Below are 16,387 nucleotides of genomic sequence, written 5' to 3'. Positions count from 1 at the left end.
TCCGGGCCGGGCTGCCGCCCCGCTCACCCCGCCGCGAGCAGCGGCAGGCTCTGCCGGCGCGGCGGCTCCGGCCGCTTGATCTTCTCGAACGCGCGCTCGTAGTCCCGGAACGAGCCGCCGGCGTGCACCGCCTGCAGGACGGCGCGCCCCTCGGCCTCGCCGCCGGCGGCGAGCACCGCCTCGACCCACGCCCAGCGCGCGCTCGTGGCCCGCACGTCCGCGCGGCCCCGCAGCCCGCGGCGGAGCCGGTCGAGCCGCTTGTTCACGACGTCGATCCCGGCGAAGCGCGCGCCGTGGAGCGGCGTGTTGCGCTTCGGGCAGAACGGCGCGATCCCGAGCGCGACCGGCACGATCCGGGACAGCTCCGAGACGAAGGCGACGCACTCGTCGACGTCGGCGTCGGTCTCGCCGGGGACGCCGACCATCAGGTACAGCTTGAGCCGATTCATCCCGTGCTGCCGCGCGAGCTCTGCGGCCCGCTGGAGGTGCCTGGGCCGGGCGCGCCGCTCGAGCGTCTCGCGGACCCGCTCGCTCGTGCCGTCCATCGCCGTCGTGAGCGTCTTGTAGCCCGCGAGCCGCAGCGCGCCGACGAACTCGTCGGTCAGCCGGTCCGGCCGGAGGCTGCTCAGGCCGACCTCGCAGCCCCGCTCGGCGAGCGTCCGGACCACCTCGACGATCTTCGGGTGATCGCTGACCGCGGCGCCGACGAGGCCGACGCGCCTCGCGTCCTCGGGGATGAGCTCGAGGAGGCGCTCCTTCGGGACGATGCGCATGCCGCCGTTGGTCGAGCGGCGCATCACGCAGTAGGTGCACCCGCGCGAGCAGCCCCGCTCCGCCTCGATGAGGAACATGTTCGAGAGCTCGGTCTCCTCGGCGCGGATCGGCGACCAGGCGGGGAGGAGCGCGTTATCGCACTGCGCGACCGGGGGCATCTCCGCGCCGTGGCGCGCGGGGACGAAGACGTGGGGGAGGGCCGCCAGCGCGTCGAGCGCCGCCTCGCGCGACGAGGCGTCCCGCAGCACGCGGAGCACCTCCACGGCCAGGCTGTCGGCCTCGCCCATGATGATCGCGTCGGCGAACACCGCGAGCGGCAGCGGGTTCGAGAACGTGAGCGGACCGCCCGCGAGGACGAACGGATCGCGAAAGGAGCGCTCCTCCCGGAGCGCCGGTATCCCCGCCAGCTCGAGGAGGCGGACGACCCCGGCGAGCTCGAGCTCGTAGGCCACCGAGAGCGCGATGACCGGGAAATCGGAGATGGGGCGGAGCCCCTCGTACGTGATCGGGGGGCCGTCCGTGCCCTGGCCCTCGTCGTCCGGGAGGAAGGCCCGCTCGCACGCCATCCCGGGCTCGGCCTGGATGGTCTTGTAGATCTGGAGGAAGCCGAGCGAGCTCATTCCGGCCCGGTACGGCGAGGGGTAAGACAGCGCGACGCGGAAGGGCGCCTGCTTGTCGATACGACCGATCTCGCCCGCCAGGCGGCGGCGGATCGTGGTCGTCATCGCGCTACGAGACATCGACCCAGCGTCCCTCAGGGGACGTCCAGGCGCAAGGATGGGGAGGCCAACTGACAGCCGTCCGGAGCGGCGATTTTTTCCAGCTTACGGCGCACCGTTCTCCGGGGCGTGTCCGGCGGCCTCCCCGCCGCGGGGACCGGGGGCCGGGCGCGGCGGCTCGCCCGGGCGGGACCAGAGGACGCGCTCGCCGTCGGTCTCCCAGGTCAGGGCGCCGCCGCGGTCCGTGCGCGCGATCGCGACGCCGCGGGCCGAGAGGCGGGAGAGCACCTCCGGGCTCGGGTGCCCGAAGCGGTTGCGGACGCCGCAGGACACGGCGGCGATCGAGGGGTCGACGGCCGCGAGGAGCGCCGCGCCGGTCGACGTCCGGCTGCCGTGGTGCCCCACCTTGAGCAGATCGGCGTGGAGCGCGGCGCCGTAGCGCGCCACGAGCGCGTCCTCGGCCTCGTGCTCGGCGTCGCCCACGAGCAGCGCGGAACGCGCCCCGTAACGGATGCGCAGGACGAAGGAGTTGTCGTTGGCGCCCCGGTCGGGGTGGAGCTCCGGGCACGGCGCGAGCACCTCGATCGTCGCCCCCGAGAGGACCCGCGGCCTGCCGCAGAGCGCGTCGGGCCGCACGATGGGCACGCCGCGCCGGCGCAGGTCGGACAGGAGCTTCCGGTAGACCGGGCCCGCGCCCTCGGCCTCGCCCTGGCCGGTGTCCCAGAGCTCGCCGACCTCGACGCCCTCCACGGTGGCGGGCAGGCCGCCGAAGTGATCGGGGTGCGGGTGCGAGAGGACGACGGCGTCGAGGCGCGCGCGGCGGCGCGATCGCAGGAGCGGCCGGAGCACGCGCGCGCCCGTATCGACGGGGCTGCCCACGAAGCCGCCCGCGTCGACGAGCATCGCGCCGCCCTCGGGGAGGTCGATCAGGATGGCGTCGCCCTGCCCCACGTCGAGCACGTTGACGCGCAGCACGCCGCGCGGCGCGCCCGCGCGCGTGGCGACGCCCTCGAGCAGCAGCCACGCGGCGGCGCCGGCGGCGAGCGCGGCGAGCCGGCGGCCGCGGCGCTCCGCGGCCCACGCGATCGCGATCGCGGCGGCGAGCGCGGCCAGCTGGGCAGGCGACGGCTCGGGCAGGCGCAGCACCATGCCGGTGTCCGCCGAGGCGCGGGCCACGGCGCGGACCGCGAGCAGCGCGCCCGACCCGACGAGCGCGCACCCGCGCTCGACCGGCGGCGCCCACGAGAGCACGGCGTGCGCGAGGCAGAACGGGAGCGCCGCCAGCTCGCCGATGGGCGCGGCGACCACGTTCGCCGCCACGCCGAGCAGCGGGAACGTCTCCCCGTTCATGAGCAGCAGCGGCGCGCACCCGAACATGGCGGCGAGCGTCGTCGCGAGGGGCGCGAGGACCTTGCGCGCGAGCTCCCGCGGCGACGACGCGCCCGGCCCGCCCTCGGCGCCGCCGTCGCCGCGCTCCCGCTCGCCGGGCACGAGCAGCGCGGCGAGCGGCCGCTGCAGCCAGAGCAGCCCGGCGGTCGCGGCCGCGGACAGGCCGAACGAGAGATCCCACGCGACGAGCGGATCCACGGCGGCGGCGCCCGCGAGCGACAGGGCGAAGCAGCGGACGCCCACCGGACGGAGGCCGAGGAGGCGGGCGCCCATCGCGCAGCTGAGCATCGCCGCGGCGCGCATCGCCGAGCCGCCGCCGCCGGCGAAGTCGGCGTAGAGCCACGCGGCCGGCACGCACAGCGCGGCGGTGATCCGGCCCGCGTCCCACCGGGCGGCGATCGGCCCGACGCGGACGAGGATCGCGCGGAGCGCCGCGGCGAAGCCCGCCACCGCGAGGACGAGGTGCGTCCCCGAGACCGCGAGCAGGTGCGCGAGGCCGCTCTCGCGGAAGGCCTCCTGGTCCTCGGGCGCGAGGTCGGTCTCGCCGAGCACGAGCGCGCGCCCGAGCGCCACCGCGTCGGGGTGGAACGTCGCCTCGATGCGCCCGCGCACGAAGGCCCGCGCGCGATCGACGGCCGCGCGCACGTCGATCGCGCGCCCCTCCGACGTCCGCTGCGCCTCGACGATCGTCCCGCTCGCGACGATCCCGCTCCGCGCGATCGCGGCGGTCGCGTCCCGGAGCCCCTCGTTCCGGAACAGGTGGATCGGCGAGAGGTCCACGGTGACCTCGAGCCGGTCGCCCCGCGCGAGATCCAGCGGCGCGCCGTAGAGGCGCGCCCGGAGCGGCCCCGGCAGCGCTCGCCCGCCGCACGTCCCGCCGGAGAGCTCCACGTCGATGCGCGAGGCCGGCGGCTCGTCCTCGCCGCTCGCCGCTGCGGAGCGCCGCTGCGCCGCCCCGACAACGACCGGCGAGCTGACGACGGCGCACGCCACCTCGCAGCGCGCCGGCGGCTGCAGCAGCGCGAGGGCGCCCTCGTAGGCGGCGCCCGCGCCGTCGAGCAGCGCGCGGGCGCGGAGGCCGCTCACGACGAGCGCCACCCCGGCGGCGGCGAGCGCGGCGCGGCTGGCCCGGCGGCGGAGCGCCGCCGCGGCGAGCGCGGCGCCGAGCGCCGTGGCCAGCGGAGAGAGGGCGAGCGGCGCGCCCGCGGCGAGCGCGAGGCCGAAGAGCAGGACGGGATCGATCACGGCCAGGCCGCCCCGCAACACCTGGGCCGCGCTCGTTCCCGCGGTATTTCACGGGGGAACGGCCGCCGCGCCCCTGGCGCCGCCATGGCGGCGCGCGGCGTCGACCGCGTCGACGCGCCGGACGATCCTGCAAGAGCTCTCTGTTGTGTGGGGGGAGCAACGAGCCGAGTCGGTCATCGCGCCCGGCGCGCGTGCGCGATCGCAACTTCGCCTCTAGAATCTTTTGCTCCTTGCGGCACCCACGGCGCGCGCAGACATTGCAGTATCTGGAGGCTTTCGATGTCGTTTTGCTTGCCCAGAGTCACCTGGATTCTCGCCCTGGGACTCGCTGCGACAGCGTGCAGCTCGGCCCTGGAGGCGCCCCCTGACGAGATCGGTGAGGCGCGGGATGCCATTCAGGACGGATATCTCGACGACGGCGACAGGGCTGTCGTGGGCATCTACAACGACGAGATCGGCGCGATCTGCACCGGCAGCTTGATCGCCCCGAACGTCGTGCTGACGGCCCGTCATTGTGTGTCGGACATGGCCAATGAGCTCGACGGCCAGATCACCTGTCGATCCACGAAGTTCACGGACACGCACCTCGCGCGCCGGATCTTCGTGACGACCGACGCGGAGATCGGCAGGTACGCGCGTTTCTACGGCGGCAGCGAGGTCGTGCTGCTCCCCGGCGAGGGGACGGACGCGTTCTGCGGCAACGATCAGGCGATCCTGATCCTGGACGAGCCGATCCCGGAGAGCGAGGCCGTGCCGCTCGTGCCGCGCGTCGACGTGCCCCTCGTCGAGGGCGAGGAGTACTACGCGGTCGGCTTCGGGGCGACGAACGACGAGAGCACGGGCGCGGGCCTCCGGCGGCGCCGCGACAGGCTGTTCATCGACTGCGTGGCTGACGGCTGCCCGTCGTCCCTGGTGAAGGCGACGGAGTGGGTCGGGGACACCGGCATCTGCGAGGGAGACTCGGGCGGACCCAGCCTCGATCTGATGCACCGCGTGATCGGCGTGACCTCGCGCGGGGCCGCGGGCTGCGAGTATCCGATCTACGGCTACGTGTACCGCTGGGCGGAATGGATTAAAGAGACGACCGTGCGCGCCGCCCGTGCCGGAGGATACAAAGAGCCCCCCTGGGCGACCGGCTACCCCACCGATCCCGCCTATTCGGCGGAGGTCGGCGCCACGTGCGAACAGCCGGAGCAGTGCCCTGCGAACGCGTGCCTCGACGGCTACTGCACGCGGCCCTGCAACGAGGCCGCTGCATGCCCTGACGGCTACAGCTGCAACGGCGAGCCCGGCTTCTGCGCGAAGGTCCCTGAAGCGTCCGCAGACGACGAATCGAGCGGGTCCTGCAGCGCCAAACCGCGGCCTGATCCGACGCAGCCGGTCCCCTGGGTGCTCGTGGCGGCGAGCCTGGGCGCTCTCGCGAGCCTGCGGCGGCGGCGCAGCCGGGAGCGGCTTGGCTGACGAGGGGCGCACCTCCACGCGGAACGCCGCCGCGCGGACCGCGCTCCTGCCGGGCGCGCCGGGCCCCGCGCTCTCGCGGCGGGCCGCGCTCGCCGGGCTCGCGGCGCTCGGGCTCGCGGCGTGCGAGCGCACCGCCCCGCCGCGCGCGGCGGGAGCGCGCGTCGTCTCGCTATCGCCCAGCACCACGGAGGCGGTCTGCGCCATCGGCGCCGGCGCGACGCTCGTAGGCCGGTCCCGCTACTGCGACCACCCGCCCGAGGTGCTCCGCCTGCCCAGCGTCGGCGGCTACGCCGATCCGAGCATCGAGGCGATCATCGCGCTCTCGCCGACCCTCGTCGTCGGCGCCCGCGGCCCCGCGGGGCCCGCGCTCGACGAGTCGCTGCGCGCGCACGGGATCGCGACGTGTTTCCCCGACACCGAGTCGCTCGCGCAGATCGAGGACATGCTCACGGAGCTCGGGCGGCGGCTCGACGCGGCGCCCGGCGCGGAGCAGGCGATCGGCCGGATCCGCGCCCGGCGCCGCGCGGTCGAGCAGGCCGTCGCCGCGAAAGGCGCCTCGCGCGTCCGGGCCGCCCTGCTGTTCGACACCTCGCCCCTCTTCGTCGCGGGCCCCGGCAGCTTCCCCGATGAGCTCATCCGTCTGGCCGGCGGCGAGAACGTGATCGCCCGCGGCGGCGCCTACCCGTCGATCAGCGTCGAGCAGCTGCTCGCGCTGGATCCCGATGTCCTGCTCGACGGCACGTCCAGCGACGCCGATGCGCAGGGCGCCTCCAGGCTGGCGGCGCTCAGGGACGCGCCAGGCTGGAGATCCCTGCGCGCCGTGCGCGAGGGGCGCCTGCGCCCGCTGAACACCGATATCGCGCTGCGCCCGGGCCCGCGCATCGGCGACGGCCTCGCCGCCGTCGCGCGGGCGCTCCACGGCGACACGCTGGCGCTCTCCGACGACGCGGCCATCCCTCCCTCCCCCGGCGGCGCAGGCCTCGCGGCGCCCCTGCCCAGGACGGAGGCGCCATGACCCGCGTGCGCGCCGACGCCCTGCTCGTCGCCCGGAAGCTCGTCGGCTCGCGGACCGAGGCGCAGGCGCTGATCATGGCCGGCAAGGTCACCTCGGGGCCGCGCCGCATCGACAAGCCGGGCACGCTGCTCCCGGAGGACGCCGAGGTCCACGTCGCCTCCGGCCCCCGGTTCGTCTCGCGCGGCGGCGACAAGCTCGAGCACGCGCTCGCGGCCTTCGCGGCGCACGGCCTCGATGTCGCCGGGAAGACGTGCGTCGACGTCGGCGCCTCGACCGGCGGCTTCACCGACTGCCTGCTCCAGCGCGGCGCGGCGCGGGTCTTCGCCGTCGACGTCGGCTACGGCCAGCTCGCCGCCAAGCTCCGCGCCGATGCGCGTGTCGAGGTGCGCGATCGGGTCAACGCCCGCGAGCTCCAGCGAGAGGACTTCGACGCCCCCATCGATCTCGTCGTGGTCGACGCGTCGTTCATCAGCATCTCGCGCCTCATCGACGCGATCGCCCGCCTGCTGCGCCCGTCGGGGGATCTCGTGGCGCTGATCAAGCCGCAGTTCGAGGCAGGCCGCGAGGCCGCCGCCCGCGGCCGCGGCGTCATCCGCGACGAGCCGACCCGCCTCGCGGCGATCGCCGAGGGGCGCCAGGCCATCGAGGCAGCGGGCTTCTCGGTCATCGGCCAGGTCGACAGCGCCGTGCGCGGACCGAAGGGAAACGTCGAGCACTTCGTCCATGCGCGCCGCATCGGATAGCCGCGGCGTCGATCGGCCGCCGCGTCGGCTAGCCGCCATGTGCACCCCGTTGACCAGCCGCCGCATCGGCTAGCCGCCATGCGCACCGCGTTGGCTGGCCGCGGCGCGCGACGCCGCGCGCCACGACGCCGGGCTCGGTCGGCGGAATCCGTGGAAAGTCGAACACTTAAGATGCTCCACGCCGACCGCACAGCGGCCCGACGGTGCTGACGTGTCGCGTAGACAATGGTAGACGCGGTGAGTACACGCGCTCTGAGCCGCTCCGTGGGCGGCCATGGCCACCGCGGGCGACCCCACGCGAGGCAGCCCGGCGACAGGGAGGACGACGACATGCTCGGACGACGGGGTTTGGTGAAGATGATCGCCGGGGCGCTCGCGCTCAGCGCGATGACGCTCGGTTGCGACAAGAAGGGCGAGGGGCCGGCCGGCAACGCGGCTGAGCACGCCAAGGACGACGCCGAGTGGAAGGTCGGCGCTTACTTCAGCCTCTCGGGCGAGGAGACGGCGTTCGGCGTCGACTCGAAGGAGGGTATCGATCTCGCGATCGATGAGATCAACAAGGCCGGTGGGGTCAAGGGCAAGCCGATCCACGTCCTCTACGAGGACAACAAGTCGAAGCCCGAGGAGGCGACCAACAAGGTCCTGCAGCTCATCGATCGGGATCACGTGCTGGCCCTCCTCGGCGAGGTCGCCTCGTCGCGGTCGCGCGCCGGCGGCATCGTCGCCAACAAGAAGAAGGTGCCGATGATCTCGCCGTCCTCGACGAACCCGGACGTGACGAAGGTCGGCCCGTTCGTGTTCCGCGCCTGCTTCACGGACGACGTGCAGGGCCAGATGGGCGCGCAGTTCATCGTGAACACGCTCGGCAAGAAGAAGGTCGGGCTCTTCTTCGCCTCCGACGACCTCTACTCGTCGGGCCTCGCCAAGGAGTTCCGCGACGAGGTGAAGCGCCTGGGCGGCGAGATCGTCATGGAGAAGAGCTTCCTCAAGAAGGAGACCAACTTCACGACGTACATCAACGAGCTCAAATCGGCGAACCCCGAGATGATCTACGCGCCGATCTATTACACGAGCATGGCCCCGGTCGCGCGGCAGGCCAAGGCCGCGGGCGTACCAGGGAGCATGTTCGTCGGCAGCGACGGGTGGGACGCGAACGAGCTCCTGCGCGACGCCGCCGAGGAGCTCGATGGAGCGTACTTCACGAACCACTACGCGCCGGACGTCCCCTGGCCCAACTCGCAGGCCTTCGTGCAGAAGTACAAGGACCGGTACAACCGCACGCCGTCGAGCATCGCGGCGCAGGGCTACGACGCGGCCAGGCTGCTCGCCGACGCGATGGGCCGCGCGAAGGCGATGACGCCGGACGACATCCGGGCGGCCATCCAGGACACCAAGGGGTTCCAGGGCGCGACGGGCGTCATCACCATCGATGCCGAGCGCAACGCGGACAAGCCGGTCGTCATCGTCCGGATCAAGGACAAGCAGTTTACCTACTACTCAACGGTCAACGAGAAGGCTGCGAAGTAATAGCGGTCGTTCCCGCGCGCTGGCTCGGACGTGAGCAGCGCGCGGGACGTGCGGAACGTGCGGAACGTGCGGTGAAGAGGTCTCCATGGAGAAGATCGTGAATGCCCTGATCACAGGGCTCGCCCAGGGGTCGATGATCGCGCTGGTCGCCCTCGGCTACACGATGGTTTACGGCATCCTCAAGCTCATCAACTTCGCTCATAGCGAGATCTTCATGATGGGCGCCTTCGCCGGGCTCTTCGGGATCGCGGCGTTCGGCGGCGACAGCGCGCCGCTGTTCGCGGGCGTGGCCGGCACCCTCTGCGCGATGGCCTTCGCGGGCGTCCTCGGGGTCATCGTCGAGAAGGTGGCTTACGCGCCGCTCCGCTCCCGGGGGCGGGGCCTCGCGAACACCCGGATCACGCCGCTGGTCACGGCGCTCGGGATGAGCGTCCTCCTCCAGAACCTGGCGCAGCTCCTCTTCACCGCCCGTTACCGCGGCTATCCGCAGCTCCTGCCGATCGAGCACACGCGGCAGGTGATCTTCGTCACCTCGATCCTCGTGATGATCGGCCTGGAGCTGCTCGTGCGGCGCACCTGGACGGGCAAGGCGATGCGCGCACTCAGCGTGAACGTCGAGGCCGCCCGGCTGATGGGCGTCCGCACGAGCCGCATCATCGCGCTCACCTTCCTCACGGGCTCGATGCTCGCGGCGGTGGGCGCGGTGCTGTACTGCCTCGATCAGTCGCAGGTGTACCCCACGATGGGCGTCGTGATCGGCAACCGCGCGTTCGTGGCGGCGGTCATCGGCGGCATCGGCAACATCACGGGCGCCATGCTCGGGGGCATGCTGATCGGGATCATCGGAGAGATGACGAAGCTCACGCCCTACTCCGGCTTGCAGGACGTCCTTGTGTTCGCGGTGCTGATCGGGGTGCTCCTTGTGAAGCCGACGGGGCTGCTCGGCACGACCGGGACCGAGAAGGTGTAGGGCCGCCCTGGCCCGCCGGCCCACGCGCCGCGCTTCCATCCTCCACAACAAGCAGGGCCGCCCTGGCCCCGCCGGCCCACGCGCCGCGCCTCCTTGCGGTATGCTCGGCGCATGCGACGCCTCGCTCTCGTCGTACCGCTCTCGCTGCTCGCGGCGTGCGCCCCGGTGCCCCCCGCCAACTGGGTGCGCGGCGGCGCGCTGCTCGACATCCCCCGCGCGCGCTGGGCGGTCGCCGACCTCACGGTCGACATCATGCCGGACGGCAAGATCCTCGTGAACGGCGAGCACCAGCTCAGCGTCGATCGCGGCGGGCGCGTGTTCGGCCTGGAGGCCGAGCCGGTGGCGCTGCTCGAGCCGGACGGCCGGGTCACGGGTCCGAACGACGATCCGCTGGGCCAGGTCGGCGTGCTGCACGCCTCGCTGCCGCGCCAGGCGAACGCCTGGATCACGGTCGCCGAGAGCGGCGCGGTGATCCGCTACGCCGAGGACGGCGAGCGGGAGCCGCTCGGCGCCTGGATGGGGTGCGAGGCGACGGCGCGGGCGCACCAGGCCTGCACGCTGATCACGCACGTCCTCGGGATGCGCATGGGCAAGCTGGCGCGGCCGCGCACGCCGGACGCGTTGCAGATGGGGCTCGGGAACGGGCTCGGGCTCGGGACGGGGTCGCTGTTTCCGTAGGTCGGGCGAGACTATTTCAGCAGCCAGCCGAACAGCATGCGCTTCGTCGTGTCGCGGGAGACGGACGCGAGCGAGTCGACGAGCGGGATCTCCTTCGGGCACACCTCGACGCAGTTCTGCGACTTGCCGCAATCGGTGATCCCACCCTCGCTCATCACCGACTCGAGGCGCTCGCCCTCGTGCATCGCCCCCGAAGGGTGCATGTTGTAGAGCCGCACCAGGTTGATGGCGAAGGCGCCGACGAACTTCGTCCCGTCGCTGTACTGCGGGCACGCCTCGACGCAGCAGCCGCACGTCATGCAGCGGGAGAGCGGATATCGCTCCTGCTGCCGCTCCGGCGACTCGCGCGGGCCCGGGCCGAGCTCGTGCGTGCCGTCGATGTCAATCCACGCCCGCACGCGCTTCATGTCCTCGAACATCCGGCTCCGGTCGACGAGCAGGTCGCGCACGAGCGGGAACTTGGACATCGGCTCCAGCGTGATCACCTCGCCCTTCGGCGCGATCTGGTCGATCAGCGCCGAGCAGGCCTGTCGGACTCGACCGTTGATCACCATCGTGCACGAGCCGCACACCTCCTCCAGACACACCGCCTCCCAGACGACAGGCGCCACCTCCTTGCCGTCCACGGTCCGCGGATCCTTCTGGATCTGCTGCAGCGCGCTGATCACGTTCATCTGCGGCAGGTAGGGGACCTTGAACTCCTCCCAGCGCCGCGACTCCGTCCGATCCACGGTGTCCTGCCGCCGCACGCGCAGGTGCACAAGCCGGCCCTCGCCCTTCGGCTGCGCCGGCGCCGCCGCCCCGTTCGCCTCGTCTCCGCTCGCCTTGGCCATCCTACACGCTCTTCTGCGACAGCTTCCCTGTCGCTTGCGCGCTCGCCGCGCTCGCCGCGCTCGCCGCGCCCGCCTGCTCGTACTTGCGCTCCCGCGGCGTCACGAGCGACGTGTCCACCGCGTCCGTCACATGGATCGACTGGCCGGCGCACGCGTAGTCGAACTCGCGGACGAACTTCACCGCGCCCTTCTCCTCGTGGCGCGCCAGCGTCGTGCGCATCCACGAGGCGTCGTTCCGCGCCGGGAACTCCGGCTTGTAGTGCGCCCCGCGCGACTCGTCGCGGTTCCTCGCGCCCTGCGCGATGACCCGAGCGAGCACCAGCATGTTCTCGAGGTGGCGCACGAACTGCGCCCCCTGGTTCACCCGCGGGGCCGTGTCCGTGCACTTGATCCGCTCCGCCCGCTCCTCGAGCTCGCCGAGCTTCTCGAGCACGCGGTCGAGCGTGGCGTTGTCGCGCTCGATCGTGCAGTCGCGCAGCATCGTCTCGCCGAGCTCCTGGTGCAGCCGGTACGCGTTCTCCGGCTGCTTCGCGTCCTGGTTCTGCGTCAGGATGCGCTGGTAGCTCGACTCCGCGCGCTTCTCGGCCTTGTCGAAGATCGAGCGCGGCAGGTCGAGCGCGCTCCGCTTGATGCTCCGCTGATAGGTCGCCACCGCCGGCCCGCACACCATGCCGCCGTAGATGCACGAGAGCAGCGAGTTGGCGCCGAGCCGGTTGGCCCCGTGGTACTGGTAGTCCACCTCGCCCACCGCGTAGAGGCCCGGGATGCTCGTCGCGTGGTTGCGCGGCGACCCGGCCTTGAGCGAGCCCCGCGCGTCCGCCTCGTAGTCGACCCACAGGCCGCCCATTGAATAATGGACCGCCGGGAAGACCTTCATCGGGTTCTTGTACGGGTCGGTGCCCGCGAACTTCTCGTAGATCTCGAGGATGCCCGCGAGCTTCGACCGGAGGAACTTCTCGTCCTTGTGGGTCAGGTCGAGGTAGACCTCGTTCTCGTTCCGGCCCGTCGCGGGGCTCCAGATGCCGCGCCCCTCGTGGAAGCACGTCTTGAAGATCGCGCGCGCGGCGATGTCGCGGGGGACGAGGTTGCCGTAGCCGGGGTACATCCGCTCGAGGAGGTAGTCGCGCTCCTTCTCGGGGATGTCCCGCGGGCTCCGCGCGTCGGTCTTGTCCTTCGGCACCCAGACGCGGCCGCCCTCGCCGCGCGCGCTCTCCGAGATGAGCCGCAGCTTGTCGGCGCCAGGGATCGCCGTCGGGTGCACCTGGATGAACTCGCCGTTCGCGTACACCGCGCCCTGCTGGTAGACCGCCGACGCCGCCGTCCCCGTGCAGATGACGCTCAGCGTGGAGCGGCCGAAGACGATGCCGCAGCCGCCCGTCGCGAGCACGACGGCGTCGCCCGTGAAGGCGCGGATCTGCATCGATTTCAGATCCTGCGCGACGCAGCCCACGCACGTGCCGGAGTCGTCGAGGATCGCCTCGAGGAAGTCCCAGAACTCGAACTTCCGGACCATCTTCTCGCCCGGGATCGCCACGCCGTGCTCGTCGGTCACGTCGGCGAGCTCGAACCGCCGCACCTGCTCGTCGAGCGCGTAGAGCAGCTGCTGCCCCGTCGTGGCGCCGGCGAACGCCGTGCGGTGGTACAGCGTGCCGCCGAAGCGGCGGAAGTCGAGCAGGCCCTCCGGCGTCCGGTTGAACGGCACGCCCATGCGATCGAGCATGTTCACGATGCCCGGCGCGGCCTCGGCCATGCCCTTGACGGGCGGCTGGTTCGCGAGGAAATCGCCGCCGTACGCCGTCTCCTCGAGGTGCACCTGGGGGCTGTCGCCCTCGCCCTTCGTGTTCACCGAGGCGTTGATGCCGCCCTGCGCGCACACCGAGTGCGAGCGCTTCACTGGCACGAGGGAGATCAGGTCGACAGGGACCTTCGCCTCGCACAGCTTGATCACCGTCATCAGGCCGGCGAGCCCGCCCCCGACGACGATCACGCGCCGAACCTTCCCCCCCTCGCTCCTCGTCGTGCTCTTCGCGGCCATGTTCGATCCCGATGCTCCCGCGCCGCTCCCCGGAAGGGCGCGGCCGATACGATGGTCAGTGCGAGGCCGGCGCGCCCACGCCGGCGCCGGCGCCGGCGCCGACAGCCGCGCGCGCGGGGGCGCCGGTGGAACCGGTCGACGACGACGCGATGTCCGCGCAGGTGCGGCCCCCCTCCGCGGACGGGCCCGGCGTCCCGGGGAACGGCGCGCCGGTGGCGAAATAGATCACCGTGTTGGCGCCGAACAGGAAGACCACGAGGCCCACCGCGCCGAAGACCACCGCGGCCATCCGCTGCGCCCGGCGCGAGACGGTGATCCCCCACGAGAAGCAGAAGCCCCAGAGGCCGTTGGCGAAGTGGAACACGCTCGCCGCGATGCCGAAGAGGTAGACGAGCGCGATCACCGGGACGCCGCCCACCGTCGACGCCATGTCGGCGCACAGCCGCGGGTAGAACTCCTCGGGCGCCATCCGGCCCAGCCACTTCTGCGCCCAGTACGACCAGAGGTGGAAGCCGATGAACGCGAAGGCGAGCACCCCCGTGACCCGCTGCAGCGTGTACATCCAGTTGCGCGAGAACGTGTAGCTGCCGACGTTCGGCTTGCCCTCGAGCACCAGCTTGACCCCGTAGAGGGCGTGGAACGCGAGCGGCAGCACGACGAGCCCGATCTCGAGCACGGGCAGGTACGGCATGTGCGAGATCTCGCCGACGGCTGCGTCGAACCGCTCCTGCCCCTGGAGCGCCTTCGCGTTCGTCCAGAAGTGGAACAGCAGGAAACCGCCCACGGGGAGGGCGCCGGTGAGAGAATGCAGCTTGCGCAGGAGAAAGGACCGGCGGCTCTCGTGAAAGAGCGATCTCGCGGGGGTTGCCTCGGACACGCTGACCTCGATGGAAGGCGGGCGCGGCGGGTGTATGGGATGCCCCGGGTGACGTCAAGGTGAACGCAGTCAACAGTTCCGGCCGGTTTTCCGCTGCCTTTGGCGCGTCGATCGGCGGCGCAGCGGCCCGCCCGCGCCGCCGCGCCGCCCGGCAACGTCGGCCACTTCACGCCCGCGTGGCCGCGATCGCGGCCGCGGCCCTGCTCGCGCTCGCCGCCGCGACCGCCGGCGCCGGCTGCGGCGCGCAGGGCGGAGAGCCGGTGAGCCCGGCGCTGGCCGGGTCGCCCGCGGCCCAGGCCGAGCTGCGCCCCCTCCTGACGCGCTTCGCGAACGGCGCGCGCGCGGAGCGCATCGCGCTCGAGCCGGAGCTCCTCGCCTTCCGGGGGCGCCACGCCTCCGACGACCTCGCGCGCGTCGCGAGCGTCCACCTCGCGTGGATCGCGCTGGAGCGGGGGGACCTCCGCCGCGCCGAGGCGCTCGCGGCCGAGGTCGAGGCGGCGGGGCGGAGCGCGATCGGAGATTTCGCGCGCGTGATCCGCGGCGCCGCGCTCCGGCGAGCCGGCAAGCCGAGGCCCGCCTTCGGGGTGCTGCGCCCGCTGGTGAGCAAGATGATCGACGGGTACGTGCGCGCGCTCCTCAACGAGGAGGTCACCGCAGCCGCGATGGAGGCGGGCGCGTGGACGCAGGCGATCGAGCTGATGAGCGTCTGGCTGCGCGAGGCCGACGACGACCGGCGCGCCGCCGTCCGGGCGCAGATCGGGGCGCAGCTGCGCGAGGTGCCGATCGATCACCTCGTCCGGGCGCTCCGCGCCGGGCGGGCGACCGGCGAGGTCGTGAGCCCGGAGGTCGATCTGCGCTCGCTGGTCGCCGAGCGCCTCGCGATCGTCGCCCGCGAGCGCCGCGACGTGGCGCTCGCGAAGGAGCTGCTCGATCGGGCCGACGCGGCGCTCGGCACCCAGCGCGACGCGATCTTCGAGCTCGTGGCCGGCGCGGGCGCTGCGCGCGTCGAGCCGCCCACGGTCGGCCTGCTGCTGTCGACGCGCACAGCCGCGTCGCGCCGCCGGGGCGTCGAGATCGCGGCCGGCGTGGCGCACGGGCTCGGGCTGCTCCGGCCGGGCTCGGACGCGCGGCTCGTGAGCCGCGACGACGGCGGCGAGGGCAGCGTGGACGAGGCGCTGAACAGCCTCACCGCCGAGGGCGCCGCGGTGCTCATCGCCGGCTCCGATCGGGAGCAGGCGACCGAGGCGGCGAAGTTCGCGCGGACGCACGCGATCCCGGTGCTGCTCGTCCACCCGCCGGAGCCGGCGGCGCTGGACGGCGCGTTCGTCTTCGTCGTGGGCGAGGAGCCCGCGCGGAGCATCGAGGTGCTCGCCGCCGCGCTCGCGGAGCGGGGCGCGAAGCCGGTGGCGCTCGTGGGCGGCGATGCCGAGGTCCGGAAGGACGCGGCCCCCGCGCCGGCGGGCGCCGCGGGGACCGCGACGGCGGGCGCTGCGGGGACCGCACCGCCGGGCGCCGCGGGGGCCGCGCCGCTGGCCGAGCACGGCATCGCGCTGGCGCTTCCCTGCGACGGGACCTTCGACGCGCGCGCTCTCCGGCCGCCGGCCATCCGCGGGATGGTCCTCGCCGGCGATGCGCGCTGCGCGGAGCAGGCGCTCCGTGCAGCTCCCCGCTCGGTGACGATCGCGCTCGCCTTTGAAACGGCCATCGCGCCGCCGCCGGGATCGCTCGTCGCGACGGCGGGGCTCTTCCCGCTCCTCGCGGCGCCCTCCGGCGCGCAGCCTCCGCCGGGCGCGGGCGATCCCAAGGCACCTCCCTCGGGCGCGGCGGCCGCGCTCGCGGCCTGGCTCGCCACCCATCCGGCACCGCCGAGCTTCTGGGCGGCGCTCGGGCGCGACGCCGGCGTGCTCGCATGGGCTGGCGTCCAGCGGCTGCCGAAGACGGGCACCGAGGACCCGGCGGAGGTGAAGGCGCGGCGCCTCGCTGCGGCGAGCGCCATGAGCACCGCGACGGCGGAGCTCTGGACGACGGCGGCGGGCGGCTTCGGCGGACGGCGCGTGCTGCCGCGGGTGATCGGCTACCGCGAGAGCGGGAAAGCGCGATGAGCGGGGTGAAAGCGCAGTG

At 73.2% G+C, this 16,387-nt stretch carries 12 protein-coding genes; 7 read left to right on the top strand and 5 right to left on the bottom strand.

What is annotated here, in order from left to right:
• Positions 1 to 23: 23 nt before the first annotated feature.
• Positions 24 to 1,514, bottom strand: a complete 1,491-nt coding sequence (locus WME79_RS45225; protein WP_437528387.1) for a B12-binding domain-containing radical SAM protein — start codon at positions 1,512 to 1,514, stop codon at positions 24 to 26.
• A gap of 84 nt (positions 1,515 to 1,598) precedes the next feature.
• Positions 1,599 to 4,148 carry a DNA internalization-related competence protein ComEC/Rec2 gene (locus WME79_RS45220; protein WP_437528386.1) on the bottom strand — a complete coding sequence of 850 codons (2,550 nt, stop codon included), beginning with the start codon at positions 4,146 to 4,148 and terminating at the stop codon, positions 1,599 to 1,601.
• Between the two features lie 270 nt (positions 4,149 to 4,418).
• Here WME79_RS45220 and WME79_RS45215 point away from each other — a divergent pair, with 270 nt between their 5' ends.
• The 6 genes from WME79_RS45215 to WME79_RS45190 all read left to right on the top strand — a co-directional run bounded on the left by WME79_RS45215 (position 4,419) and on the right by WME79_RS45190 (position 10,521).
• The gene (locus WME79_RS45215) at positions 4,419 to 5,588 is read left to right on the top strand and encodes a trypsin-like serine peptidase (RefSeq protein WP_437528385.1); all 1,170 of its coding nucleotides are present in this window, start codon (positions 4,419 to 4,421) and stop codon (positions 5,586 to 5,588) included.
• On the top strand, positions 5,581 to 6,603 hold the full coding sequence (locus WME79_RS45210) for an ABC transporter substrate-binding protein (RefSeq protein ID WP_437528384.1): 1,023 nt from the start codon (positions 5,581 to 5,583) through the stop codon (positions 6,601 to 6,603). Before WME79_RS45215 ends, WME79_RS45210 begins: the two co-directional genes overlap by 8 nt.
• Positions 6,600 to 7,346 carry a TlyA family RNA methyltransferase gene (locus WME79_RS45205; protein WP_437528383.1) on the top strand — a complete coding sequence of 249 codons (747 nt, stop codon included), beginning with the start codon at positions 6,600 to 6,602 and terminating at the stop codon, positions 7,344 to 7,346. The genes WME79_RS45210 and WME79_RS45205 overlap by 4 nt, the downstream gene beginning before the upstream one ends.
• 330 nt (positions 7,347 to 7,676) lie before the next feature.
• Complete coding sequence (locus WME79_RS45200) at positions 7,677 to 8,873, top strand: ABC transporter substrate-binding protein (protein ID WP_437528382.1); 1,197 nt, start codon at positions 7,677 to 7,679, stop codon at positions 8,871 to 8,873.
• An 85-nt stretch (positions 8,874 to 8,958) separates the two neighbouring features.
• Positions 8,959 to 9,843: a branched-chain amino acid ABC transporter permease gene (locus WME79_RS45195; protein ID WP_437528381.1), complete on the top strand. Its 885-nt coding sequence runs from the start codon at positions 8,959 to 8,961 to the stop codon at positions 9,841 to 9,843.
• A 111-nt stretch (positions 9,844 to 9,954) separates the two neighbouring features.
• A complete protein-coding gene (locus WME79_RS45190) occupies positions 9,955 to 10,521 on the top strand; it encodes a hypothetical protein (RefSeq protein ID WP_437528380.1) in 567 nt (188 codons plus the stop codon).
• A gap of 11 nt (positions 10,522 to 10,532) precedes the next feature.
• Here WME79_RS45190 and sdhB read toward each other — a convergent pair whose 3' ends face one another.
• The 3 genes from sdhB to WME79_RS45175 are packed head-to-tail and all read right to left on the bottom strand — an operon-like array spanning position 10,533 to position 14,266.
• The gene (sdhB, locus tag WME79_RS45185; protein WP_437528379.1) at positions 10,533 to 11,354 is read right to left on the bottom strand and encodes a succinate dehydrogenase iron-sulfur subunit; all 822 of its coding nucleotides are present in this window, start codon (positions 11,352 to 11,354) and stop codon (positions 10,533 to 10,535) included.
• Position 11,355: 1 nt separating this feature from the next.
• On the bottom strand, positions 11,356 to 13,389 hold the full coding sequence (gene sdhA, locus WME79_RS45180) for a succinate dehydrogenase flavoprotein subunit (RefSeq protein WP_437528378.1): 2,034 nt from the start codon (positions 13,387 to 13,389) through the stop codon (positions 11,356 to 11,358).
• A 55-nt stretch (positions 13,390 to 13,444) separates the two neighbouring features.
• Entirely contained in the window at positions 13,445 to 14,266 is an 822-nt protein-coding gene (locus WME79_RS45175; RefSeq protein WP_437528377.1) for a succinate dehydrogenase, read from the bottom strand.
• 176 nt (positions 14,267 to 14,442) lie between these two features.
• On the opposite strand from WME79_RS45175, the gene WME79_RS45170 reads away from it, so the two are divergent.
• Positions 14,443 to 16,368, top strand: coding sequence for a hypothetical protein (locus WME79_RS45170; RefSeq protein ID WP_437528376.1), 1,926 nt, complete (start codon positions 14,443 to 14,445; stop codon positions 16,366 to 16,368).
• The last annotated feature ends 19 nt before the right edge of the window (positions 16,369 to 16,387 follow it).

This window comes from Sorangium sp. So ce726 (genome assembly GCF_051521405.1).
In the GTDB taxonomy this organism is placed as follows: Bacteria; Myxococcota_A; Polyangia; order Polyangiales; family Polyangiaceae; genus Sorangium.
This window is presented reverse-complemented; position numbering and strand designations above follow the sequence as displayed.